This is a genomic window from Paenibacillus sp. USHLN196 (assembly GCF_037144955.1).
Taxonomy (GTDB): Bacteria; Bacillota; Bacilli; order Paenibacillales; family Paenibacillaceae; genus Paenibacillus; species Paenibacillus xylanexedens_C.
This window is the reverse complement of the sequence record NZ_JBBCYH010000010.1, coordinates 1-23,022: the sequence shown is the minus strand read 5'-3', so window position 1 is coordinate 23,022 and position 23,022 is coordinate 1. Positions and strand designations below refer to the sequence as shown.

The 23,022-nt window shown below is 45.6% G+C and carries 26 protein-coding genes and 1 other annotated feature; of the genes, 2 read left to right on the top strand and 24 right to left on the bottom strand.

Going from position 1 to position 23,022, the window contains the following annotated elements; all coding sequences use genetic code 11:
- Nucleotides 1-61: 61 nt before the first annotated feature.
- The 20 genes from WFI24_RS22325 to WFI24_RS22230 all read right to left on the bottom strand — a co-directional run bounded on the left by WFI24_RS22325 (nucleotide 62) and on the right by WFI24_RS22230 (nucleotide 16,584).
- A complete protein-coding gene (locus tag WFI24_RS22325) occupies nucleotides 62-1,159 on the bottom strand; it encodes a sugar ABC transporter substrate-binding protein (RefSeq protein WP_336764316.1) in 1,098 nt (365 codons plus the stop codon).
- 220 nt (nucleotides 1,160-1,379) lie between these two features.
- Nucleotides 1,380-2,858, bottom strand: coding sequence for a stage IV sporulation protein A (gene spoIVA, locus WFI24_RS22320; protein WP_036607700.1), 1,479 nt, complete (start codon nucleotides 2,856-2,858; stop codon nucleotides 1,380-1,382).
- Between the two features lie 456 nt (nucleotides 2,859-3,314).
- Nucleotides 3,315-4,094, bottom strand: a complete 780-nt coding sequence (locus WFI24_RS22315; RefSeq protein WP_336764314.1) for a hypothetical protein — start codon at nucleotides 4,092-4,094, stop codon at nucleotides 3,315-3,317.
- 27 nt (nucleotides 4,095-4,121) lie between these two features.
- Complete coding sequence (locus WFI24_RS22310; protein WP_145322502.1) at nucleotides 4,122-4,472, bottom strand: 2Fe-2S iron-sulfur cluster-binding protein; 351 nt, start codon at nucleotides 4,470-4,472, stop codon at nucleotides 4,122-4,124.
- Nucleotides 4,462-5,106 (bottom strand): hypothetical protein, encoded by a 645-nt coding sequence (locus WFI24_RS22305; protein ID WP_336764312.1) that lies wholly within the window; start codon nucleotides 5,104-5,106, stop codon nucleotides 4,462-4,464. The genes WFI24_RS22310 and WFI24_RS22305 overlap by 11 nt, the downstream gene beginning before the upstream one ends.
- Nucleotides 5,107-5,189: 83 nt before the next feature.
- Nucleotides 5,190-5,369 (bottom strand): DUF2768 family protein, encoded by a 180-nt coding sequence (locus tag WFI24_RS22300; protein WP_145322506.1) that lies wholly within the window; start codon nucleotides 5,367-5,369, stop codon nucleotides 5,190-5,192.
- 173 nt (nucleotides 5,370-5,542) lie between these two features.
- Nucleotides 5,543-5,818, bottom strand: coding sequence for a stage VI sporulation protein F (locus tag WFI24_RS22295; protein ID WP_145322508.1), 276 nt, complete (start codon nucleotides 5,816-5,818; stop codon nucleotides 5,543-5,545).
- A gap of 103 nt (nucleotides 5,819-5,921) precedes the next feature.
- Nucleotides 5,922-6,962, bottom strand: a complete 1,041-nt coding sequence (locus tag WFI24_RS22290; RefSeq protein ID WP_336764308.1) for an NAD(P)H-dependent glycerol-3-phosphate dehydrogenase — start codon at nucleotides 6,960-6,962, stop codon at nucleotides 5,922-5,924.
- A complete protein-coding gene (plsY, locus tag WFI24_RS22285; protein WP_336764306.1) occupies nucleotides 6,955-7,578 on the bottom strand; it encodes a glycerol-3-phosphate 1-O-acyltransferase PlsY in 624 nt (207 codons plus the stop codon). The genes WFI24_RS22290 and plsY overlap by 8 nt, the downstream gene beginning before the upstream one ends.
- 11 nt (nucleotides 7,579-7,589) lie before the next feature.
- Nucleotides 7,590-8,912: a ribosome biogenesis GTPase Der gene (der, locus tag WFI24_RS22280; RefSeq protein ID WP_145322514.1), complete on the bottom strand. Its 1,323-nt coding sequence runs from the start codon at nucleotides 8,910-8,912 to the stop codon at nucleotides 7,590-7,592.
- A 185-nt stretch (nucleotides 8,913-9,097) separates the two neighbouring features.
- On the bottom strand, nucleotides 9,098-10,312 hold the full coding sequence (gene rpsA, locus WFI24_RS22275) for a 30S ribosomal protein S1 (protein WP_062835205.1): 1,215 nt from the start codon (nucleotides 10,310-10,312) through the stop codon (nucleotides 9,098-9,100).
- A 141-nt stretch (nucleotides 10,313-10,453) separates the two neighbouring features.
- Complete coding sequence (locus tag WFI24_RS22270; protein ID WP_145322516.1) at nucleotides 10,454-11,041, bottom strand: lysophospholipid acyltransferase family protein; 588 nt, start codon at nucleotides 11,039-11,041, stop codon at nucleotides 10,454-10,456.
- Nucleotides 11,038-11,742, bottom strand: coding sequence for a (d)CMP kinase (gene cmk, locus WFI24_RS22265; protein WP_145322518.1), 705 nt, complete (start codon nucleotides 11,740-11,742; stop codon nucleotides 11,038-11,040). The genes WFI24_RS22270 and cmk overlap by 4 nt, the downstream gene beginning before the upstream one ends.
- A 103-nt stretch (nucleotides 11,743-11,845) precedes the next feature.
- Complete coding sequence (locus WFI24_RS22260) at nucleotides 11,846-12,070, bottom strand: hypothetical protein (RefSeq protein WP_336764299.1); 225 nt, start codon at nucleotides 12,068-12,070, stop codon at nucleotides 11,846-11,848.
- A 62-nt stretch (nucleotides 12,071-12,132) separates the two neighbouring features.
- Complete coding sequence (locus WFI24_RS22255) at nucleotides 12,133-12,786, bottom strand: flagellar brake protein (protein WP_336764297.1); 654 nt, start codon at nucleotides 12,784-12,786, stop codon at nucleotides 12,133-12,135.
- A gap of 149 nt (nucleotides 12,787-12,935) precedes the next feature.
- Nucleotides 12,936-14,282 carry a germination protein YpeB gene (ypeB, locus tag WFI24_RS22250; protein WP_336764295.1) on the bottom strand — a complete coding sequence of 449 codons (1,347 nt, stop codon included), beginning with the start codon at nucleotides 14,280-14,282 and terminating at the stop codon, nucleotides 12,936-12,938.
- Nucleotides 14,283-14,402: 120 nt separating this feature from the next.
- Nucleotides 14,403-14,573: a hypothetical protein gene (locus WFI24_RS22245; RefSeq protein WP_186327809.1), complete on the bottom strand. Its 171-nt coding sequence runs from the start codon at nucleotides 14,571-14,573 to the stop codon at nucleotides 14,403-14,405.
- A gap of 116 nt (nucleotides 14,574-14,689) precedes the next feature.
- Nucleotides 14,690-15,385, bottom strand: coding sequence for a glutamic-type intramembrane protease PrsW (gene prsW, locus WFI24_RS22240; protein ID WP_336764293.1), 696 nt, complete (start codon nucleotides 15,383-15,385; stop codon nucleotides 14,690-14,692).
- A 43-nt stretch (nucleotides 15,386-15,428) separates the two neighbouring features.
- Nucleotides 15,429-16,043 carry a genetic competence negative regulator gene (locus tag WFI24_RS22235; RefSeq protein ID WP_076209900.1) on the bottom strand — a complete coding sequence of 205 codons (615 nt, stop codon included), beginning with the start codon at nucleotides 16,041-16,043 and terminating at the stop codon, nucleotides 15,429-15,431.
- A 187-nt stretch (nucleotides 16,044-16,230) separates the two neighbouring features.
- Nucleotides 16,231-16,584 carry a hypothetical protein gene (locus WFI24_RS22230; RefSeq protein WP_145322530.1) on the bottom strand — a complete coding sequence of 118 codons (354 nt, stop codon included), beginning with the start codon at nucleotides 16,582-16,584 and terminating at the stop codon, nucleotides 16,231-16,233.
- Between the two features lie 94 nt (nucleotides 16,585-16,678).
- Here WFI24_RS22230 and WFI24_RS22225 point away from each other — a divergent pair, with 94 nt between their 5' ends.
- A complete protein-coding gene (locus WFI24_RS22225; RefSeq protein WP_336764289.1) occupies nucleotides 16,679-17,581 on the top strand; it encodes a polysaccharide deacetylase family protein in 903 nt (300 codons plus the stop codon).
- A gap of 45 nt (nucleotides 17,582-17,626) precedes the next feature.
- On the opposite strand, the gene WFI24_RS22220 is transcribed toward WFI24_RS22225, so the two are convergent.
- From WFI24_RS22220 to WFI24_RS22210, 3 genes are read right to left on the bottom strand one after another with little or no spacing between them, the layout of a single operon-like run.
- Nucleotides 17,627-18,424, bottom strand: a complete 798-nt coding sequence (locus tag WFI24_RS22220) for a metallophosphoesterase (RefSeq protein WP_336764288.1) — start codon at nucleotides 18,422-18,424, stop codon at nucleotides 17,627-17,629.
- 29 nt (nucleotides 18,425-18,453) lie between these two features.
- Nucleotides 18,454-18,906 carry a hypothetical protein gene (locus tag WFI24_RS22215; protein WP_221820294.1) on the bottom strand — a complete coding sequence of 151 codons (453 nt, stop codon included), beginning with the start codon at nucleotides 18,904-18,906 and terminating at the stop codon, nucleotides 18,454-18,456.
- On the bottom strand, nucleotides 18,903-19,496 hold the full coding sequence (locus WFI24_RS22210; protein WP_336764287.1) for a CPBP family intramembrane glutamic endopeptidase: 594 nt from the start codon (nucleotides 19,494-19,496) through the stop codon (nucleotides 18,903-18,905). Before WFI24_RS22210 ends, WFI24_RS22215 begins: the two co-directional genes overlap by 4 nt.
- 334 nt (nucleotides 19,497-19,830) lie before the next feature.
- Nucleotides 19,831-20,061: a binding site (T-box leader), on the top strand.
- A gap of 197 nt (nucleotides 20,062-20,258) precedes the next feature.
- On the opposite strand from WFI24_RS22210, the gene serA reads away from it, so the two are divergent.
- Nucleotides 20,259-21,854 (top strand): phosphoglycerate dehydrogenase, encoded by a 1,596-nt coding sequence (serA, locus tag WFI24_RS22205; RefSeq protein WP_336764286.1) that lies wholly within the window; start codon nucleotides 20,259-20,261, stop codon nucleotides 21,852-21,854.
- 63 nt (nucleotides 21,855-21,917) lie between these two features.
- Here the strand turns inward: serA and WFI24_RS22200 are convergent.
- On the bottom strand, nucleotides 21,918-23,022 hold a 1,105-nt coding region (locus WFI24_RS22200), incomplete at its 5' end, for a BclA C-terminal domain-containing protein (protein WP_442956248.1).

Below are 23,022 nucleotides of genomic sequence, written 5' to 3'. Positions count from 1 at the left end.
TCTCGCATATCTTCATTATGGTGGAAAAAGCGCGCCTTGCGGCGCGCTTCCCTTACGCTGCTTATTTAGCAGTAATTCCGTATTCGCTCATCCAATCCTTGATTCCTTGTGTACTGCCTCCCCAACCCTCAACGAACTCTGACAGCTCTGAAGTGGAGATTTGTTTATCTGGCAATGCTTCACGTTGAACGTAGACCGGATTAAGCACAACTGCATCTTCCGTCTCGTCCCCGTTCAGTTTCTGATAGGCATAACGTACTTGTACGCGACCGATATCTGTTGGATCAACCGCAGCAGAAGCAACCCAAGGATTTTTCGGGTCTTGAATCATTTGCAGATCCTCGTCACTCATATCGATACCATACACTTTGATCTCGTCACGTCCAGCTTGTTGAATCGCACGCGCTGCACCTTTGGCGAACTCATCCCATGCAGCCCATACAGCTGTAATTTCACCTTTTGGATATTGTTTGAGAATGGCTTCCATTTTGGCTTGAGTATCCAGCGCCGGGTTCTGTGCAGAACCGAATGTAGCTATTTCCTTGATGTCCGGATTTGCTTTCATGAATTCACCGTATGCGATCTGACGGCGTTCCATCGGTGCGAAACCAGCTACCCATACTTTGACAATATTGCCTTGTCCATTGATATCTTTTTTCATTTGCTCCAACGTGAGTTCAGCCATCTTCTGGTCATCCTGCGACAGGACTGTTGCTCCCGGAACACTGATGGCTGCGTCGAACACAACTACTGGAATGTTCTGTTCTACTGCCTTCTTCACACCTGGCTCTAGCAGGGAATCCCCGTGATCTGTGAGAATGGCATCGAATTTCTGGTTAATTGCGCTATCGAGCAAGGATACCATCTTCGCTTTATCATTATCGGCAACAAACGTAGTCAGCTCACCGCCGAATTTTTCGATTTCTTGTTTGACTCCTTGTACATATTGCTGCGAGAAGGTACCTGTATTGAATTCCATAATAAGTGCGATCCGTTTGCCGCTTAGAGGGCCTGTGACTGCTTCCGTTTTTGGTGTATCATCTGATGCACCTGAAGCCGGAGTTGCTGCCGGTTCTTTTTTGATTCCGCAAGCGGACAGCGCCAATGCGAATACTAAAAACACACTCAACCATACCCATTTTGTCTCTTTTCTTTTCATCTCTGTCTCCCCCTGTCCACTCTCTGTGATCTCGATCACAATAGTTGAATATTAATATAACGGCTAATCCCCAGTATGTAAATGGGTTTTAGTAATTTAAAGCTAAAAATCGCTAAGTTTTTTTTCGAAAGCATTATCCTTCCTATCCATTTCATCCAAAATTAAGAAATCATACTAAAAAAGACCGCGAGGGGGAGTCCCCTTACGGTCTTTTGATGTTTTACAGAATGATGGCAATCAAGCCGCCTGAACCTTCGTTAATGATTCTTCCCAGCGTCTCTTGCAATTTGTATCTTGCATTATCCGGCATCATGGCAATCTTGCCCTGGATACCTTCTCGCACAATGGAGTGCAGCGAACGACCGAACATGTCTGAATCCCATACCTTGATCGGATCGTTCTCGAAGTCCTGCATCAGGTATCTCACCAGTTCCTCACTTTGTTTCTCCGTACCGATGATTGGAGCGAACTCCGATTCCACATCAACCCGGATCATGTGAATGGACGGTGCAGTTGCTTTCAAGCGTACGCCAAATTTGGTACCCTGGCGAATGAGCTCAGGTTCATCCAGAGCCATCTCGGCGAGAGATGGAGCAGCAATGCCGTATCCGGTCGTTTTGACCATCTCCAGCGCTTCTGCAAAGCGGTCATATTCTCTCTTCGCATGCGAGAATTCCTGCATTAATTGCAGCAGATGATCCTTGCCTCGAATTTCAATCCCGACCACTTCCACGAGAATCTGATCATACAGTTCATCCGGCGCATACAGGTCAATTTCGGCTACACCTTGCCCCATATTCATGCCACTTAGACCCGCGCGATCAATGAATTCATATTCCATGAACTGAGCGACAACCCGATCCACGTCACGAAGTCTGCGAATATCCTTTACGGTATCCCGTACGGAATTTTCGTAGTTGCTACGCAGCCAGTGAGTCTCGTTCAGTACCATAACCCAGCTCGGCAGGTTTACATTCACTTCATGCACAGGGAACTCATAGAGCACTTCTCGAAGGACACCCGTCACATCATCTTCCGTCATCGTGGCTGCACTAAGTGTCATGACCGGAATATCATATTTGGCAGCAAGCTCACTACGCAGTTGCAGAGCTTCTTCACTGCGAGGACGAGTGGAGTTGATGACCAGGACAAACGGTTTGCCCACTTCTTTCAATTCCGCAATGACTCGTTCTTCGGATTCCACATAGGAACTGCGGGCAATTTCGGCGATCGTGCCGTCCGTTGTTACCACAACACCCAGAGTGGAATGCTCCTGAATGACTTTGCGAGTACCAATCTCTGCGGCTTCCTGGAACGGAATTGGCTCCTCGAACCAAGGCGTGGAGATCATGCGCGGACCATTCTCATCCTCGTATCCCTTGGCTCCTTCAACCGCATAACCTACACAATCCACAAGGCGCACATTGACATCGAGTCCTTCGGCCACCTTGATTTGAACTGCGTTATTCGGTACGAATTTGGGCTCCGTGGTCATGATCGTCTTACCTGCTGCACTCTGTGGAAGTTCATCCACCGCCCGACCACGATCTGCCTCGTTAGTGATGTTTGGCAATACAATGGTCTCCATGAATCGTTTGATAAATGTTGATTTTCCCGTCCGGACTGCGCCGACAACCCCGAGATAAATATCCCCTCCGGTCCGCTCAGCTATGTCCTTAAAAATGTCCACTTTCTCCAATGAAATCCCCTCCCTAAATTACTCCGAAGGAAAAATGCTAAAGAGCATCCGCTTCGTTTTTTCAATCAGAAGACTGAAATCCCTGCAACGGTAGAGCCGCCTTTGTGAGTGCCCGGAAGTCGTCCGCCGCCGAACGTTGCATTCTGATGAAACCGGCGAGAGCGGCGTTAACTCGTACATGCAATTGGACTAGTATCATCTTATGTATCCGTATGCGGCAATATGACGCGTATTTTTGTTTTTTTATCTTATGGTGATGACATTAGGAGAATCCCCCGATCTCGGACTGCGCGTCTTTATTTCAATCTACTTTATGTGATCCATGAAGCTTTTATGACTGTTGCTGTTCATGATTTCAGAATAAAAAAAGATATCCCATATTGGCGGAATATCTCTTCTTAAGCCATTGGATCAATGGCAGCATATGCTTTTACACCACTTGAAATGTACGAATCCTTAATTGGTTGGTTGAGCAACAGGTATATTATTTTGCCATGCGTAGGGAACAGATTTAACAGGAACGAAGTAGGAGTGTTCCAACAGAACATCCCGAACATCTTCAGTCTCCGCTGGAGACACATCAGACTTTTCCACCGCCTGCATAATGTCAAAAGCATAATCCACATATACATTGCCTTCCTCATCCATCATAAAAGGTAACTCCTGACCCGAATATACACTATTCAACGTTATAGAAGGAGTACCTGCCTGTGCAGCCTGCTCCATATCCACAGCATATAGACCCGGATACAGCTCTTCCCCACTTGGCAACTTATTGTTATGTACGGTCTTGTATTGATTAACCATTCGTTGCACATCATTTACTTTCTGCACGGTCAGAAGATCCATCACTTTAACGGTTGGATTCACTTCTTCATCCTGAATTAGAAAGTAAGCGCTACCACCGCTTTCAAAAGCCGTTCCCGGTATTTCATCCAGATACCCCAGTTGCTTCAACTTGGGCAGATCCACTCTGAACTTTTCATATTTTGGGGTTTGCATGTCTGCATTAATGATTGGCAAAATACCTTCATCTTGCTGGAATGTTTCGACCGCATTCTGGATACGGCTCACACTTTCCCGGTAAGCTATTTTAGGATCCGTAGTGTTCTGGGATGGGTACATGCAACCACTTGCTGTAAAAGCAAACAACAGGAGTAACAGCAGACCGCCCATCTGATGCATAAGACGCTGGCGTCCGCTTCCCTCTACACATTTTGGCTTGTTCCTGATCATCCGTATCCTCCTTGAATAACTCTTATCTCAGAACCAGTCGTCTTCCTGTTGTTGACGTTCCAATTGTTTTCGAATAGCTGCCTTCAGAGGATCCTCAGGAACATGAACCGATAGAGATCCACACACCTTGGCCTGACAAGACAGACGTGTACCTGATTCCAACAGTGAACCCAGCTTACGTTTTTCTGCATCTGTTGGCGGATAGAGTTCCGCCCGATGTTCTTCGTCCACATTCACTTTGCACATCAGGCAAGCCGCTTTACCATCGCATCGGGTCGTAATCTTGACTCCAGCACGTCTTGCCGCATTCAGAAGTGTTGCCCCTGGTTTGAGCGTTATCGATTTGTTCATAGGTAAAAAAGTAATCTTATAGTCCATCATTGTCCTCCCTCAACCTGCTCGGCCATGCAAAGCCAACAAGATTTTCCACTTCTGCTCTGAAGCGGCTTGTCCATACATTCTGTTGACTTAATTGTGTCATTATAGGTTGATGTGCAAGTGGTTGCTGACGCATCTGTCTCGCAATGGGTACATAACGATCTTCACGACCTCGCAGCAGATTAAACAACAACTCATGGGCAAGCGGCATCAGGCGCAGGGTATACGAACCCACCTGTGCTACTGGTGCATGCGGAGCAAGTACATGTTCAATCTCGATGCGGTACCAACTTTTGCGAGCCCATATTTCGAAACCACCAACCAGTTCCAGCGCACATGCTCCAACCTGATAGTGACTCAATAGGGAAGCATACGGTCCTGTCTTATCCACAACAGGCTCGTCAAGCATTTCCCCCGGAGCAATGCGGTGAAGTTCCTTAGCTGCAGCCACATCCGCATAGACATCAATATCTCTGGGAGCCTGCTGCAACTCCACCCCCTGAAGCAGCAACCCACAGCTTCCGCCAAGCAACCAGGTATGGGGCTGAGTATTCCAGGCTTTGGCCGTTTCCAGCAAAGCCGCGTGTAATTCCGGATAATGCTCTGTCCGACCCTCCGTATCATGCGGCCTCATTGGCTCACACTCCCCTCATCCGTGTTCATTGTGTCAGTTCTTATGATGTGCTTATGCGGATGTTATCCTTCAGGCGTAAGAAATCAGGTCAGAGAAGCAATTCCGCCGAAAAAGCCAATCAGCATAATCAAAAATGCAAGCAAGGAAAGAATCCCCCGTACAATGCCTTTTGTTTTGGCACGAGCAAACGTAATCAAGAATACAGATAGTCCCATAATGAGGATGGCGACCAATGACAGCCACATCTTGTCCATTGCGCTCATAATCCAACAGTCTCCCCTTTAGTCCGATATTCATCACTGACACTGTGACAATTGCAACCATTATAACACGAAATTCAGCTTAACTTTCCAAAAAAAAGACAAAAAAGCAAGCCGGCAGAAGCCGACTTGTCTTTTTGTCTTACTCGATCACCTGCACAAACAGGCGTGATCTATTATTTTTTCATCATCATTTTCATTAACGACTCCATACTGTTTGGATTCAGTCCGCTTTTCTTGACCGCACTCACAATATCCTTAACCGTATCCTCAGATACCGGAACTTTCGCCATGGCGGATACTTGCTTGATCAATTGGCGCAACTGAGCTTCATTCTGGATCGTCGTTGGTTTCACCGTGCTTGCCAATTTCTTGACGGCACCCTCAGTTATCGTTTTACCCGTTTTTTTGTTGATTGCATTCAGCGCATCTTTGGAAATGTTGTTACCCATTCGTCTCCCCTCCTCCGGCAATACTCATGTGTATAGTATGAGTCCGCTACAGAAAAGGTGAATAAGCTCCTTATTTCACAAGATGCGTTTAGGCTGATAACAATCAGGAATGCCACTGCTCCCAGGTTTCAAGCTTCATGACTTCCATTTCGGTCTTCGGGTCACGTCCCATCAAGGCTTCAACCGCATCACGCGGCTGTCTCTCTTGGAATAAAACGTGATACAACTGATCTGCAATCGGCATTTGCACACCGTATTTTTGAGAGATGAAATAGGCTGCCTGTGTGGTTCGAATGCCTTCCACCACCATGCCCATGGACTTCAGGACATCATCGAGCTTCTGTCCCTGACCCAACATAGAACCCGCTCTCCAGTTACGGCTGTGCTGACTCGTAGCCGTTACAACCAGATCCCCGATTCCGGCAAGTCCTGAAAACGTTAAAGGATTTGCCCCCATCTCCACACCAATACGTGTGATTTCCGCCAGACCGCGGGTCAACAGCGCTGCTTTGGCATTATCGCCGAATTGAAGACCATCGGACATGCCTGCACCAAGAGCAATGATATTTTTGAATGCGCCTGCCAGTTCAACACCGAGCATGTCACGATTGGTGTAAACACGGAAATAAGCATTCATAAACAAAGCTTGGGCCGCCTCGGCAGATGTCTTATCCAGTGAGGCCACAACCACTGTCGTAGGGCAACGCTTCACCACTTCTTCGGCATGGCTTGGGCCAGAAAGCACAACTACACGTCCTTCTTCGCATTCCAGCTCTTCTGAAATGACTGTGGACATCCGTTTCAGGCTTTCTGTCTCAAAACCTTTGGTTGCATGAATGATTAACATCTCAGGCTTATAATAAGCCTTAAGCTGATTCGAAACTGCACGCATGGCTGAAGAAGGCGCAACAATTAACACAGCTATCGCACCTTCCACCGCAGCTTCCATATCAGTTGTTGCCTGAATCCGAGGTGAAAGCTCCGCATCCGGAAGATAGCGAGTATTGGTGTGCTTGCTATTGATTTCCGTCGTTTGCTCTTCACCACGAGTCCACATCATCACATCTAATTGATTAGCAGCTAGTACACTGGCCAGAGCCGTTCCCCAGCTCCCAGCGACTAGAACAGCAACTTTTTTAGACAACTCGTTTACCCCCTCCAGGGTTTTTCGATCCCAATTTATTTTCCTGTCCTTTGGCGAGCTTCGCAATATTGGTACGATGTCTCCAGAACGCAAACAGACAAATAATTAGACTCCCCCAGAAGATATTCATTGAATACCCGGGTAATACCAAGATAAAGATGGGCGTAAATGCCACAAAAATCAGAGACCCCAATGAAACATATCGTGTCAATACAATGGACAGAATGGCGATCACCCCAGCACATAACGCAGGCAGGAAAGCAAGACTTACTAGAACACCAATGGCTGTGGCAATCCCTTTTCCTCCACGAAAATGGAAGTAAAGCGGCCAGTTATGTCCTGCAATGGCTGCTATACCACTGAGTGCAGGAATCCAGGCAGAACCGTTGCCCAGCCAGATTCCAATCCATACTGCTGCAACACCCTTAAGCACATCAAGTAGCAGAACAGCAATTGCTGGCCCTTTGCCCAATATACGTAATGTATTGGTAGCTCCTGCGTTTCCGCTTCCGTGCTGACGAATGTCGATCCCCCGTATCGCTTTTGCAAGGAGGACACTAAAGCTGATTGAACCGAGCAGATAACTCAGTACAATCGCTGCGATTTGTAAAATCACACACTTCTCCCCTAACTTTCGTCGGACTTCCTCCGAGTAAATATGCGAATTGGTGTTCCTTCGAAATCAAACGCCGCACGGATTTTATTCTCCAGATAGCGCTCATATGAGAAGTGCATCAACTCAGGGTCATTCACAAATATAACCATGGTCGGCGGTTTAACAGCAACCTGCGTTACATAGTTAATTCTCATTCTCCGTCCTTTGTCGGTTGGAGGAGGGTTAATTGCAACCGCATCAGATACTACATCATTAAGTAGATGTGTTTGCACACGTAACGAGTGTTGCTCTGCTACCCGTGTGACAACTGGCAACAGTTTTTGTAAGCGTTGTTTTGTGAGGGCTGACAAAAATACGACTGGAGCATAGGTCATAAACAGGAAGTGATCCCGAATATTTTTCTCAAACTCCTTCATCGTTTTGTCATGCTTCTCTACCACGTCCCATTTGTTCACCACAAACAAAGACGCTTTACCAGCTTCGAATGCATAACCTGCAATATGCTTGTCCTGTTCAATAATGCCTTCTTCACCATTAATGACAATCAGAACAACATCTGCACGCTCAATCGCACGCATAGCACGCATTACACTATATTTCTCAGTTGTTTCGTATACTTTACCACGCTTACGCATACCTGCTGTATCAATCAGCACGTAACGTTGGCCGTCTTTTTCAAAAGGTGTATCAATTGCATCCCGGGTTGTTCCAGCCACGTCACTTACAATGACACGCTCTTCACCCAGAATCGCGTTCACCAGTGAAGATTTACCCACGTTAGGACGTCCGATCAGCGCTACACGAATGACATCTTCATCGTAAGTCTCTTCCTCAAGTTCAGGCAACTTCTCCACAATCGCATCAAGCAAATCACCTACACCTGTACCGTGACTTCCGGATACGCCGATGGGATCACCAAAGCCGAATCCATAAAACTCATAAATGAGCTCACTTCGTCCGATATTATCCACTTTGTTAACAGCTACAACAATAGGCTTGCCTGAGCGGTACAACATCTCTGCGACCTCTTCATCCGATTGCGTAATACCTGCTTTTGCATCACACATGAATACAATAACATCCGCTTCTTCAATAGCGAGTTCTGCTTGCATTCGGATTGATTTTAAGATGACATCCTCACCATCAATTTCGATACCACCTGTATCAATAATACTGAATGGTTTACCGTTCCATTCGCCGATTCCGTAGATCCGGTCACGGGTAATGCCCGGCTTGTCTTCCACAATGGCCAGTCTGTCGCCGATGATCCGATTGAAAATGGTGGATTTACCCACGTTCGGTCGTCCGACAATTGCCACAACGGGTCTTGCCATACATTCCACTCCTCCTGTCCATACTTACGATACTCATCATAGCAAAAAAGATATGTCTTGGCTAACGTTTCATGCCAAAATACTCGCAATAAAAACAATCGGCGAACCCGCCTTGGGCTCGCCGATCTTGCTTTTATTATTCAGCAAAATATGCAGTATATAACTAAGAACCATGCATTGTTAACTTATTTGAATTTGCTGAGTTTGTCACCAAACAGTTCGCCAAGCGTAGTGCTCATACCTTGATTGTTCAAGGAAACGTTTGGATTGTTGATTTCTTCACGTGGAGCGTTGTTTCTTGCAGGTCTTTCTGATTTTTGTGGTTGAGCTGGAGCTTCTTCTGTTTCTTTGATGCTCAAGCTTACACGTTGCTCAGAAGGGTTCATGTCCAAGATTTTAACTTGAACTTCCTGTCCTTCTTTCAGCACTTCATGAGGAGTGCCGATGTGTTTGTGGGAGATTTGCGAGATATGCACAAGTCCCTCAACACCAGGAGCGATTTCAACAAATGCACCGAAGTCTACCAGACGTTTTACAACACCTGTTACGATATCGCTGGAATTGAATTTTTCGCTAGCTGTTTCCCAAGGACCTGGTTGAACAGCTTTCATGCTCAAGCTGATTTTTCCTTTTTCAGGATCAACTTTCAGCACTTTCACACTAACTTTATCGCCTTCAGACAGAACGTCGGATGGTTTTTCAACGTGTGTCCAAGCCAGCTCGGATACGTGAACCAAACCGTCAACTCCGCCCACATCAACGAACGCGCCGAATTGAGTCAAACGTTGTACTGTACCTTCGATCACTTGACCTTCTTGCAAACCAGCCATTACTGTAGCTTTGTTTGCTTCGAATTCTTGCTCCAGTACGTCTTTTTGGGAAAGGATCACTTTGTTGTTCTCACGGTCGATCTCTTTCACTTTAACACGCAGTGTGCGTCCTTTGTAGTCGCTGAAGTCTTCAACGAAATGGCGCTCAACCATGGAAGCCGGGATAAATCCACGTACGCCCACGTCTGCAACCAGACCGCCTTTAACAACATCACCTACAACAACTTCGAATACGTCTTGGTCTTCAAAATGCTTTTGCAATTGATCCCATGCGTTTTCGCTGTCGATTGCACGTTTGGACAGAACGAGTTTTTCTTTCTCGTCGTCGATGCTAAGAACTTTAGCTTCAACTTCTTGTCCAACTTCTACTGCATCAGACGCGCTGTCCACATGTAATGAAGACAGTTCACGAATTGGAATGACACCGTCATATTTATATCCAATGCTCACATAGGCTTGGTTATCTTCCAATTTGACGATGGTTCCTTTTACGGTATCTCCTTTTTTCAAGGAAACGAATTGATCCAACTCATCTTGGGTTGCTTCTTGATTTTTCATTTCTTCCGACATGTCAAATACCCTCCTCAATTCAAAAACCCCATTATATTCAAACCTGCCTGTAGCAGAGTTCAAAACACTTTCATCACTGAGTACTCACGCTTAGTCTCCCTCAAAAATATGGAAACATGCACTCAGCTATCGACGAAGCCGTTACTTGCTCGGCACGCCCGTTTGGACCATTTCGTTAATTTTGGACATAATTTTCTCAGTCGCTTTCTCCAGAGCTTCTCCGGATGGGTCTTCCTTGAACTCGTCCAAACTTACCGGTGCTCCATATACAACTTTCATCTTACGAAAAACCTTGTAGTTGCCGATAATAGCAGTAGGAATAACTGTAGCTCCACTACGGAGAGCAAAACTCGCTGCTCCTTTTTTGCCGATGCCTCCGTCATTATGACGGCTTCCTGAAGGGAAGATTCCAAGCACTTCACCATCACGCAAAATATTGAGTGAGGTCTTAATGGATTCCTTGCTGACACCTCCACGTTTAACGGGGAAAGCGCCCACGGCTTTAATAATGCGGCCGAGTACCGGAATATCAAACAACTCGCTTTTGGCCATGAAACGTACCTTACGGCGAATTTTGATACCAACGGTTGGAGGATCGAAGTTACTGATATGATTGGAACATAAAAGTACGCCGCCATCTTTCGGAATATTCTCCCGTCCGACAGCCTCCAAGCGGAAAAGAATGGTGTAAATGATCCGCAGTAATGTGCTGCAAAATGTGTAAATCATAGACCGATCTCTCCTCTGACCATTGTGCAATAAGATACGATTTTGTCAACCACTTCATGGATGTTCATCTCAGTTGTATCAAGAACGATTGCATCCTCAGCACAACGAAGCGGGGAAATTTCCCGATTCTCATCCAATTTGTCACGGGTGGCAATGTCTCGCTCCAGTTGTTGCAACGTTAGTCCTTCAGAGGGGTCCAGTTCTTTGAAGCGGCGAAGCGCACGCTCTTCCACACTGGCAGTCATAAAGATTTTCACTTCCGCATCGGGCAGTACTGTCGTTCCGATATCGCGTCCATCCATGACGACGCCCTTGCGCAAAGCCATTTGCCGCTGAGTATCCACTAATTGCGTACGCAGCCCCTCGATTTGCGCATATCGGGACACGATTCCCGTCACTTCACGGGAGCGGATTTCCGAGGTTACTTCTTCCCCATTACAGAACACTTTCTGTCCGTCGGGATCCGGTTGTAAATCAATGACCAGCTTTTGGGCTTCCTGAAGTACCTGTGTCACATCTTCCGGTGTAATTCCTTTCCGAAGCATATGCAAGGTTACCGCACGGTACATTGCGCCTGTATCGACGTATACATACGCGAGCGCTTCTGCAACCAATCGGGCCACCGTGCTTTTCCCGGCACCGGCAGGTCCGTCAATTGCAACGTTCATTTTCCCGTTCTCTGATGTGTTCTGGCTTGCCAACGGGGCATTCCTCCTCAAACGATAAACCTCAATAAAAAAACAGGCATTGCCTGCATCGTGAAAATTATACCACACTCTACACATGGATGCAAAAACAGACAAATCAATGAGATTCGAATTCATTCATCGTTTGCACACGGATTGGCGTTCCCTCCAGGCGATCAATGGTGGTCATATTTTTTTTGAAGCCAGGTACGAGCAGCAGTAATTGATACACTACAAGCAGGATTAGAAGGGTTGTGATCATAATCATCACCCTTCTTTCCATTCGCCTGGAGAGCACATAATAGAGGCGTTCATATCTTCGGGTTGCATGGCGATGACTCATGGCATATCCTCCGTTTTTTCATTACGGTATCCACAGCGCCCTTTTTTTATGCCATAACATTCCTATTTAGTTCGATAATCCAATTGACGCTCAAAACAGAACTTGATAATTTTCTGGCGTTCCGAGTCTGAGATCTGCACAAATTTCAGCATGCACAACATTCTGCCTGTTTCCAGTGTTTTGATCCGCACGACTTCAGCCTCAAAATTCACATGTTCAATTGTTGAATTACGGTATGGAACGAGCAGCCAGCATTTCAATTTTTGTTCTTCAGCTATTGAAAATCCTGTTTCGCCATAGATGGACAATCCACCGCCACCGATATCTTCAGTCAAGCCTACGGCACGAGTCAGGTCTTCACTTTGAATGGCCATTTCAAGGTTTGCATGAACACGAAGAAAACTGCGGCGTTGTATTTTCGATATATCACCTGGAAGCGGTTTACGGATACGGACTAGACGGACCACATCTTCTTCAAATCCGGTGACATAGGTATTAAAATAATGCCGGACTCCATCTTCCGTAATATATGAAATGGACAGTTCCTCTCCGAAAAAGAGCCTTTTCAGACGGTTGCTTCCCTGTTGCATCGGGACCTCAATCAAAAAACTGTTGTCATCCATATCTGCAATGCGTGATTTGTACTCTTTGTTTTCCTCTTTTTCATCTGCGGAAGCAATCTGGATGTATAGAACTTCATTGATTTTAGGAAACAATTGGTTCACCGCCACTTTATGTATTTATCTTCGTATGTACAAGGACTATTATACCATGACCTTTCTCACATTGAACTAGAAAAAAACAGACCACAATGTGGTCTGCCTTGTTTGTTTGAACAACTTAACATTTAGCTTTCTAAAGCTGTTTATGAGGTTGCGTTGACTGGTTTGATCTCCTCAACGGCTTCTTCCATCCCCGTATTCGCATTAATGTATATCCGGTAACGGGAACCGTTAATTCTCCCTCCAAATTCATAACACAATACCTCTTTGCTGTAATCATTTTCAATCAGTGATTTACGAACATAATTTTCTTTGAACTCGGAATTAAGTTTTTGACGAGCCTGTTGCTCCGTAAGCGTTGCTTTCGGAACTTTGCGCTTGTCATTATGTTCGTAGACAAAGTCACTCGCCTGGAAGCCCGTTACTTCGCCTGTATCCAATCCCACTCGAACAGACATTTTCTCGGGATAGATTAAGGTGTCCCCTTGCTTACGCACATAAGTGAGGTTACCCAAATTACCGAATTCATCGTAGTTTACGGCCTTCATATCTTTGTAGCCTTTATTCGTTAGAAATTGATCTGCTTTTGCCATGGCATCCTGACGAGATACTTTTTTGGTTCCAATCGGACGTGTATCGCTGTAAGAGATAAGCATCCCCCCATTACGGGTGAAATCCATCATCAGTTTGCCATTGTTGCCATGATTGACAGTCGCAGTATACGATTCCCAGTCCGTTCCTTTACCGTTCTCTTGTACTTGGATTTTGCTACTGTCTGCAGCAGAGAATTTCGCAGCTTTGCTTTGAATTTGTTCTTTGGTCATCGGCAGACCATCCAGTTTCTTCACCGTGCGTTTGGCATAGATATTGGATACGGAAGGACCCCAATCAAGCTCCGGATACTCCTGCACCTTTTTATTCACGGTACGGAATCCATCTACAATCGTGTTATCCATTGTTTGTTCTTCCGTTGCCATAGCTGTCTCCGCATCCATCCAGCGCAAACGATCCGTAAGAACTTTCTGCTGTACATCCTGCAAATTCTTGGTAATCTCGGATGAATTCTGATACAGCTTTTTCAGGTTCCCCATTTCTTTTTCACTTAACGGTTCGTTCGTTAGGTCACGCATCGACGCTCGATAAGCAAAGTTGGAAATACGGGAGAGAAATTCCTCTGTCTCGTTAAATGGCAACATGGTGAGTGGCAGTTGGTTGATCTCATTTTGCGCTTCACTGGTGAGTCGCCATACATTCATCAGACCTTTACGATGCATCCCCTGTGACGTGGAGTGAACCGCCAAGGTGTTGCCAATCTCGGAATGCAATTTATCCATATGAAAAGATAAATCGTGAAAGGCCCGCTGATATTGATTCTCTGCCTTGATCAGTATTGCATTCTTTTCTTGATTCTCCTGATAGCCCCACACGAGTGCACCGACCAGCAAGACCGCAAATATCGGAAACATGACTGAACTTAAACGTTTATACATCCGTAGAGTCTCCTTTCTTCTAAACCACTACCTCTATTGTGGATCGAAGAAAGATCTCTTATGCATGCGATTTCCAGTCCTTACACAAGCAGGCTGTATTGTAGCGCTGTAAAACTTCCTTTAATTCAGCTGAAGCCCGGTAGCCATGCCTTCTTCTTCGATTTCGAACTGATCCCTGTTATCACAGAGACATTGCTTGAACCCCGTTTCGATCCGGCCACGTTCTTTCTTGCCTCGTAATGTAAAACGTTCACCGCATTGTTTGCATCTGATTTTAATTTTAATTCTCATCGCAGTCGATCCTCGTTTCTGTTGGTCATTCCCCGGGAGTTTATCCAAAAAAAATAAAAACACACCGGGGCAGCAGGCGCAATATGCGCTTTATGTCCACCAGTGTGTCCGTATTTTTATAATTTAACCTCTTCCTCCCGCTTCACAAAACGAAATGGAGAACGGTTATTGGCTCGTGTGATTTTACCCATTGCCCCATACCACAGGCCCGCCATTAGTGGCGCTATAAACCATAACCAATGATTCGCCATGGTGTTCATGATGACGTCGTACAGTGCATGCCAGAAAAAAGGTAACACGAGTGAAAGAACCAGGTACCACCGCTTTTTCTTGCCTCCGATAAACTTGGCCTTGCCCATGTAATAACCCATAATCACCGCAAACATTGCATGCCCTGAAACAGGGAGCAGTGCTCGAAGGAACATGGCTGAGACGGATGCATTCCCCGCAAAGGCATACAACACATTCTCTACTGTGGCAAACCCAAGTGATACAGCGACTGCATATAAGATTCCGTCATACGGCTCATCAAATTCGGTGTGATTATAGATGATATGATAAAGCACGAACCATTTAACAAACTCTTCCACGCCACCTGAGATCATAATGGCCTCAAGATAAGGATTATCCCCGAGCCACATCATCATGCCACGCTGAATAATCATCACAGGCAGTACCATCAGAATCCCCATGAGGAAAACTCGCAATACCATATGAAGTGGCTCATAATCATAACGGTCTTTCAGGTAAAAGTATGTTAACAAGGCGAGACCCGGGGCAACTGCTGCCGCTAAGACCGAAAACAAAAGCACCGAAATTCCCTCCTCTGACTAAAGACGCGATTACAACTAGAGATTAATCCTGACGTTTGAAGTGGGTGCAGATAACATCAATCGCTTGTGCAGGAATAACAACTTTACCGTACTCTTCCATAACTGCCGGAGTAACTGAAGAACCTTCACCAAATTCAGCAAGCAAGGCAATCAGTGCCGCATGTTTGGTGGAATCCACCTCATCTGGTTCCAAATGCAAGAACCACTTGTCTTTATACGAATAAAGTCTCCCAGCATCCGTAACATGCTGACGCAACATATGTGCAGCTTCAATGAGCACTTCAAAGTCCTTGAACGCATAAACGATGGAATCGCTTTGCTCGAGTGTAACTTCCATTTCATATACTTCTTCAGGAAGATCATCTTCATGACCTGAACCATATTGTTGCGGATCATATTTTCCACGTGTGACAATGACAACCATCCCTTGAGCGGGAAGTGCGAATACTTCGACAGCAAGTGGACCTGTGGCATCAAATCCAAGTTCGGAATAGGCCTGGTCCATCATTTCAGTGAACAGTTCATGAACCTTAGGTATTTCCTGCCACATATCTTCTTTTTGTATTCCGCGCTCGCTCAGATCGTCAAAGGTCAGGAAAATCCGTATCTTATCGTGACTTAGTCGTTCTATTTTCATACAGGATCTCCCCTTTATAAGCAAGTCTTATAACAGATTATGAAGCACAAAACAATATGTGCTGAAAATAAATCTATGTAGTTATGTTATCATTTTATACCTCTAAATGCACGAAGTAAAATCGACAAAAAAAGAATCATTCCACAGCAGATCCAGACTGTGGATGATTCTAATTGGTGGTTTTGGTTTATAAACCCGGTACTGTTGTGTTTGTTTGATTTAAAATCTGTTCAACTTCATGCTTCACATCCGGATTGGTGCGAATAAAATCCTTGAGCATGCTCATATTCGCTTCTTTTTCCTGCGGAGTGATTGTACTTGCCTTTTTTACTGCTGGGGTTTTATGTGATTCGCCATGTTGATTTTGCTTGCTGGTGAACCCATCCATACCCGGGAAAGTCATCTCCATCATCTTATGTTTTGCCTGATCCATCATATTTCGTGATGAACCCGAAGACAGCATGGGCAACTTGCCTTTGGACAACCAAGAACTGGCCGCTACGCCAATTGCAATTCCCCAAAAAAAGGACGACGCCTTCATTACACCAACCTCCTTTAAGTGTTAAAATCACATGTAGTGTTTGCGGGAGTGAGCATTCTCATTCCGTATAAATACAGGAAAGCGAGTTGAAATCATGTTCAGACATACCGCCGTATTAATTATTGCTGCAAGTTTGCTGCTCTCAGCCTGTGGGGCAGCGGGAGAAAAAGCATCAGAAAATTCCACACCAGCGGGCGAACCCACGACCACGATTCAAGAAGAGCAAAGTGGTTCCAACTTAAGTGAAACAGGAGAGTCTGCACCTGCTGAGACCGAACCTGCAACGGACGAGTCAACTGCAACAGAAGAGGGATCTGCACCTGCACCTTCCGAGCAAGCTCCAGCAGAAGAAAAAGTGGAACAGACGTATCATATGAATTCAAATTATTATATTAAACCGAATGATGACACGAGCCCAAGCAAAGTGGTTTTGTTAACTTTTGATGATGGACCCAAAGAAGAAAAGATGATTAATTCACTAATCGACACATTAGATAAACACAACGCTAAAGCGATATTTTTCGTCAATGGATATCGGGTGAAAAGTCATCCTGAATTGCTCAAGCTCATCCATGAACGAGGTCAGATTGTAGGTAATCATGCCTGGGATCATGAGGATCTCAAAAAAATGTCCAATGCTGAAGCGGCCAAGCAGGTTACGGATGTCCAAAAAATTGTGAAGGACACTATCGGTGAAAAACCGCAGTTCTTCCGTCCACCTTTTGGATCGGGTAATGATGCACTGAAGGCTACTGTGAAGAAAAAAGGCATGTTATATATGACATGGTCTAACGGTTCCCTCGATTGGGATAAAAGCACCAAAGATAAACCCGAGAAAGTCATTCAAAATGTACTGGACCAGTTAAATCCTGGAAGCAATATTTTGATGCATGAATTGCCATGGACGGTTGAAGCATTGGATGAGTTGTTGACCAAGCTCGAACAAAAAGGCTATTCTTTTGTAGATCCGCGTGCGATCGAACTGGAAGCTCGTTAAATCGATATTTCTCGCATCAAAATGAAACAGCCTTGATCCAATGGATCAAGGCTGTTTCTCTGTGAGTGCTTTTTCCGTGGGCACTCTTAATGTAATGAGGTGCATCTCTGCGGGACAACCTAGTCGAAGAGGGAGATGATTTGTACCGTATCCTCTGCTAACAAGCATTTTGCCTTCTTGGTAAACGTCGTCCGGACTTCGCTTCAGGGAGTACCACCCGTTCGATACGGGACGATACGCTTTGCTCAGGAACACAGGTCCGAAAAATGGTACAACCAATTGTCCGCCATGTGTATGACCGCTTAAAATAAGATCTGCATTTTCTTCCAAGCGAAGGGCCTGCAAAGGATCATGAACGATAGCAATTTTGCAAAAACGGTTACCGATCTGCTGTAGTAATACATCGCCCTGTTTGGAACGATAATCTATACCGATCAGGCTCAATCTGTCGCTACCCCTTTGCAGATATTCCACATTATCCTGCAGGAGCTTAACGTCCGATTCCCGAAGGATTCGCGCAAGTTGAGCGGTACCAGCCCTCTTGTCATGGTTGCCATACACCGTAAATGAAGGGGCAATGTTCGATAAAATTTTCATGTTATGTCTAACTAGAGACCATGAGATTCCTTTTTCCGCAACATCCCCGCCGATAAGAACCCAGTCCACTTTGTTTTTAACGTTTTCCAGATCCTTCTGCTTCAGCTTGCGCTTGTGCGTGTCGGATACATACAAAATCATAGCCCCGTCAAAGGATATTGGCAGATGAGGTACTTCAACCTCTTCTTCAATCATTTGATGAACATGGGCTTCACGCCACATATGAAAAAGTAGTAAAACTCCCATCAAAATGATAAAACCTGCGAGTAAAAGCATTACCAAGGCAAGGGAAGGAACGTATTCAGAGCGGGTGCCCCTTCAACCCCCCACCAAACCAGACTAATCGTTAACATGACAAAAATAAAAATGAGTGAATTGACAAACCTCTTACTCAATTTTAACCGACGTGAAGGATGCAATTCTGTTCGTGTAGGAAGCGAACCCGCTTCGGGGATCGATTCTTCCGTTGATGTTGACGTTTTTTTGGAGCGTGATGGTGCCCTTTGAGGAAGTACTGGACTTTCCAGCTTTTCTGTATAGGGCTTGCGCTGTGATCTAGGTAAAGAAACGGAAGTAATTGGTGTGATTCCGCCAACCTCAGCAGCTGCTGCCGTTTCAGCAACGATGCTTACTTGAGAAGCCACCTGACGCTCGGATTTCTCTTTTTTATCCGATTGACGATGGCGCTGACTGCCATATGTCTTCATTCTACTTAATGGCTGATTCATGATCCCCTCCGAAAACGTATCGCTAATCCGGACACCAAATCAATAATAAAGTGACATAATATAGGCGCCCATAATGTGCCGGACTGCAAGTAAATCCAACCCAATCCATAACTTGAGACAAACACCCAGCCTGTTGGAATCCAGTGGCGCAAATAACGAATATGGATAACTGCAAATAAAATACTTGTCCAGTAAGGACCGATGGCATGTTGGATGGCTCCACGGAATAATAATTCCTCACACACAGCAACAATGGCTGCTATGCATACAATGTGCCAGATCGGACGCCCACGGAACAGCATCTCGTTAATTCCACCGTCATCCATGCTTTCCTGAGGTATAACATACGACAGTACCAAGTCCATAACAAGCATAATTCCTGCAAGACCAAGACCCCACCATATAAATTGGTAATTGTCTGGCCATGCGAGTACATCTAACAAGTTTCGTTTCTGCAATAAGATCCACACAACTCCGATAATCAGTGTCAGACCTTGTGTAAAGTATAGATTGATTAAAAGCAAACGCTCGGTAAGCTGCTGTGGCTCAGCCTTTTGAATCTTGAACTTGGGAAACTTGATTTTTTTCATCGGATGCGTCTGTCCTCTTGAGTTAAATTTGATGGATAACAATTACGTTGTCCAATCGGATAGTATACTAAATGATAGCCAAAAAACCAATTAGGTTCAAGACCTGCCCCAAGTCCTGGTTTATGTCCGTACCATTACTTCATTAAAGCAGTAAAATTCAGTTCACCAAACAGCTTACTTTCCATCTTCTTGTCGTAGGTATATTAACTATTGTATTACTTATGGTGACTCTGTTTATGTGTGAATCTAAAGACATCTGCAAAACATTTTAAAACATTTAAGCCTATTGACATGCTCATGTCAGCCATGATACATTATGAAAAAATTAGTCACGTTAAACACGATGATGGAAAAAAGACGTTGCTTCGTCTTACAGAGAGCCGATGGTAGGTGTGAATCGGTGGCAGGCAAATGGTCTTGAGCGCTCCTGAGTTATTGCATTGAAATTGGAGTAGGTGCAATCGGTTTAGACCCGTTATCCTCTTCGGTCTTCATTGACCGCTAAGACTGTCGTTGCGAAACGGCGGTGAATTAGGGTGGTACCACGACAACTCTCGTCCCTTATTGCGCAAGCAGTATGTGGATTGAGAGTTTTTTGATTATTTTAAAGGATATCTGTGGAATCACTCTATTTGCTTCACCTTTTCCCTCTGCTGCGACACCGCGTTATTAGGCGGAAGAATCACCCTGGTTTTAAGGAATACCTCTAGCTGAGGTCAGACCTTGACGATATAGATACACATACCTAAGGAGGAAGAAACCATGTACAAAGTGTTAGTGTCGGACCCAATCAGTGATCTGGGAATCCAGCAACTGGTGGATGCAAATGATGTTGTTGTTGAGAAGAAAACCGGTCTTAGTGAAGATGAACTTGTTGCCATTATTGGTGATTATGATGCCCTCTTGGTTCGTAGTCAGACTCGTGTTACAGATCGTATTATGACGGCTGGTACCAACCTTAAGGTAATCGGACGCGCAGGGGTTGGTGTAGACAACATTGATCTGGAAGCTGCTACACAGCGTGGTATTATCGTTATCAACGCACCTGATGGCAATACCATCACAACCTGTGAGCACACATTTGCCATGATGATGGCACTGGCACGACACATTCCTCAAGCATACGCCAAAACCATTCAAGGTACGTGGGATCGTAAAACATTCCTGGGTGTGGAATTAAGAAACAAAACGCTGGGTGTACTGGGCATGGGACGGATCGGTAGTGAAGTTGCCAAACGCGCCAAAGCATTCGGAATGGACATTCTTGCTTACGACCCGTTCCTCACGGAAGAGCGTGCCGAGAAGCTGCAGGTGAAACTCGCAAGTGTGGATGATATCATTCGCAATGCGGACTTCATGACCGTTCACACGCCATTAACTCCGGAAACACGGCACATGATTTCACGTCCACAATTCGAAGTAATGAAAAAAGGCATGCGTATCATCAACTGTGCCCGTGGTGGTGTAGTTGACGAAATGGCACTTGTGGAAGCAATTGACGAGGGCATTGTTGCCGGGGCTGCATTTGATGTATTCGAAAGTGAGCCACCTGCTCCAGACCATCCGTTCCTGAATCATCCTAGCATTATTGTCACGCCTCACCTTGGTGCATCCACTGTTGAAGCACAAGAAAATGTAGCGATTGACGTATCCGAACAAGTTCTGCACATCCTGCGTAACGAACCATTCAAGAACGCAGTTAACATGCCAGCGGTTGCACCTACCGTTATGACTAAACTACAACCTTATTTCAAACTGGGTGAAACACTCGGTAGTTTTGCAGCACAGATTACACAAAATGCAGTGCAGGAGATTCGGATCGACTATGCTGGTGAACTTTCTGAAGTAGACACGTCTCCTCTTACTCGTTATATTGTGAAGGGTATTCTCGCAAGACATTTGGGTGGAGAAGCCAACATCGTCAACTCCATGCATTTGGCCAAAATCCGTGATCTGAATGTGGTTGTAAGCCAAACCTCCGCAACCAAAGGATTCACTAACCTGATTACCGTAACATTGGTTACAACTCAGGAAGCTGAGGAACGCCGCGTAGCGGGGACATTGCTTGCAGGTTATGGAGAACGTATTGTTCGCCTGGACAAATTCCCGGTAGATATCGCTCCGGAGAGTCATCAAATTTTGATCTCCCATAACGATAAACCAGGTATTATCGGACGTGTAGGAACCCTGCTTGGACAGAACGATGTCAATATCGCATCCATGCAAGTGGGACGGAAAATCATTGGTGGTGCCGCGATCATGATCCTGACCGTGGATAAAGCAGTTCCCAAAGATGTTCTTGTTCAGCTTGCTGCACTTCCAGAAATCAATACAGCTGTTGAAATCGTGCTGGAATAGTTACTTATCATTCATTAAGAATCAAAAGAGACGAACCCAAAGGGTTCGTCTCTTTTTTGGTAATTAGCTTAAGCGGATAATGTTGAGTGTCGCACCTGGCGGCGATAGAACAGCTGTGGCTATTAGGCCGAATAATTGAAGTTGAATGGTCGAACCCGCTGTAGCCGTGATAATAAAATCGGTTGCCAGTTGGCTTAGAGAAAGCACTGGTGAGATTACACTCGCTGGAACCACTGCTCCATTTAGCAATATCCGTGATTGTACGGCGAGTGCGGCCGTCAAATTAACTTTATAGCTAATATAATACCTGCCCGCTGTAGCCAAAGTGAAGGTATCATTCGCTCCATTTACCGTAATACCAGTTCCGATGTTCTGGTTTGCAGGAAGAGCAACAGCTGTTCCTCCCAGAATAACAAGAATGGTACCATTCGTATTCTCTGCATAGGAAGAAGCTGCAGTGACCGAAGTTCCTGTAACGCCCGTTGTACCGGTTGCACCTGTTATACCGACTCCCGTGGCTCCTGTAATGCCTGTGACCCCAGTTGATCCCGTACTCCCGGTTACGCTGACGCCAGTAGCTCCTGTAACGCCAGTCGCACCTGTCAGTCCCGTTACACCTGTCAGTCCCGTTACACCTGTCGCTCCTGTTTCTCCAGTTGCACCTGTTAATCCGGTACTTCCGGTTACACTGATTCCGGTAGCTCCCGTAACGCCAGTTGCCCCAGTCAAGCCCGTTACACCTGTCGCTCCTGTTTCTCCAGTTGTACCTGTTAATCCCGTACTTCCGGTTACACTTAAACCAGTCGCTCCCGTTTCACCAGTCGCACCAGTCAACCCTGCAAGACCAGTCTCTCCTGTCTCACCAGTTACACCAGTTGATCCCGTACTTCCGGTTACGCCTAAACCAGTCGCTCCCGTTTCACCAGTTACACCGGCTGTTCCTGTACTTCCGGTCACACTGATTCCGGTAGCTCCCGTAACGCCAGTCGCACCTGTCAGTCCCGTTACACCTGTCGCTCCTGTTTCTCCAGTTGTACCTGTTAATCCCGTACTTCCGGTTACGCTGATTCCGGTAGCTCCTGTAACGCCAGTTGCCCCAGTCAGACCTGCAAGACCAGTCGCCCCTGTCTCACCAGTTACACCGGTTGTTCCTGTACTTCCGGTTACG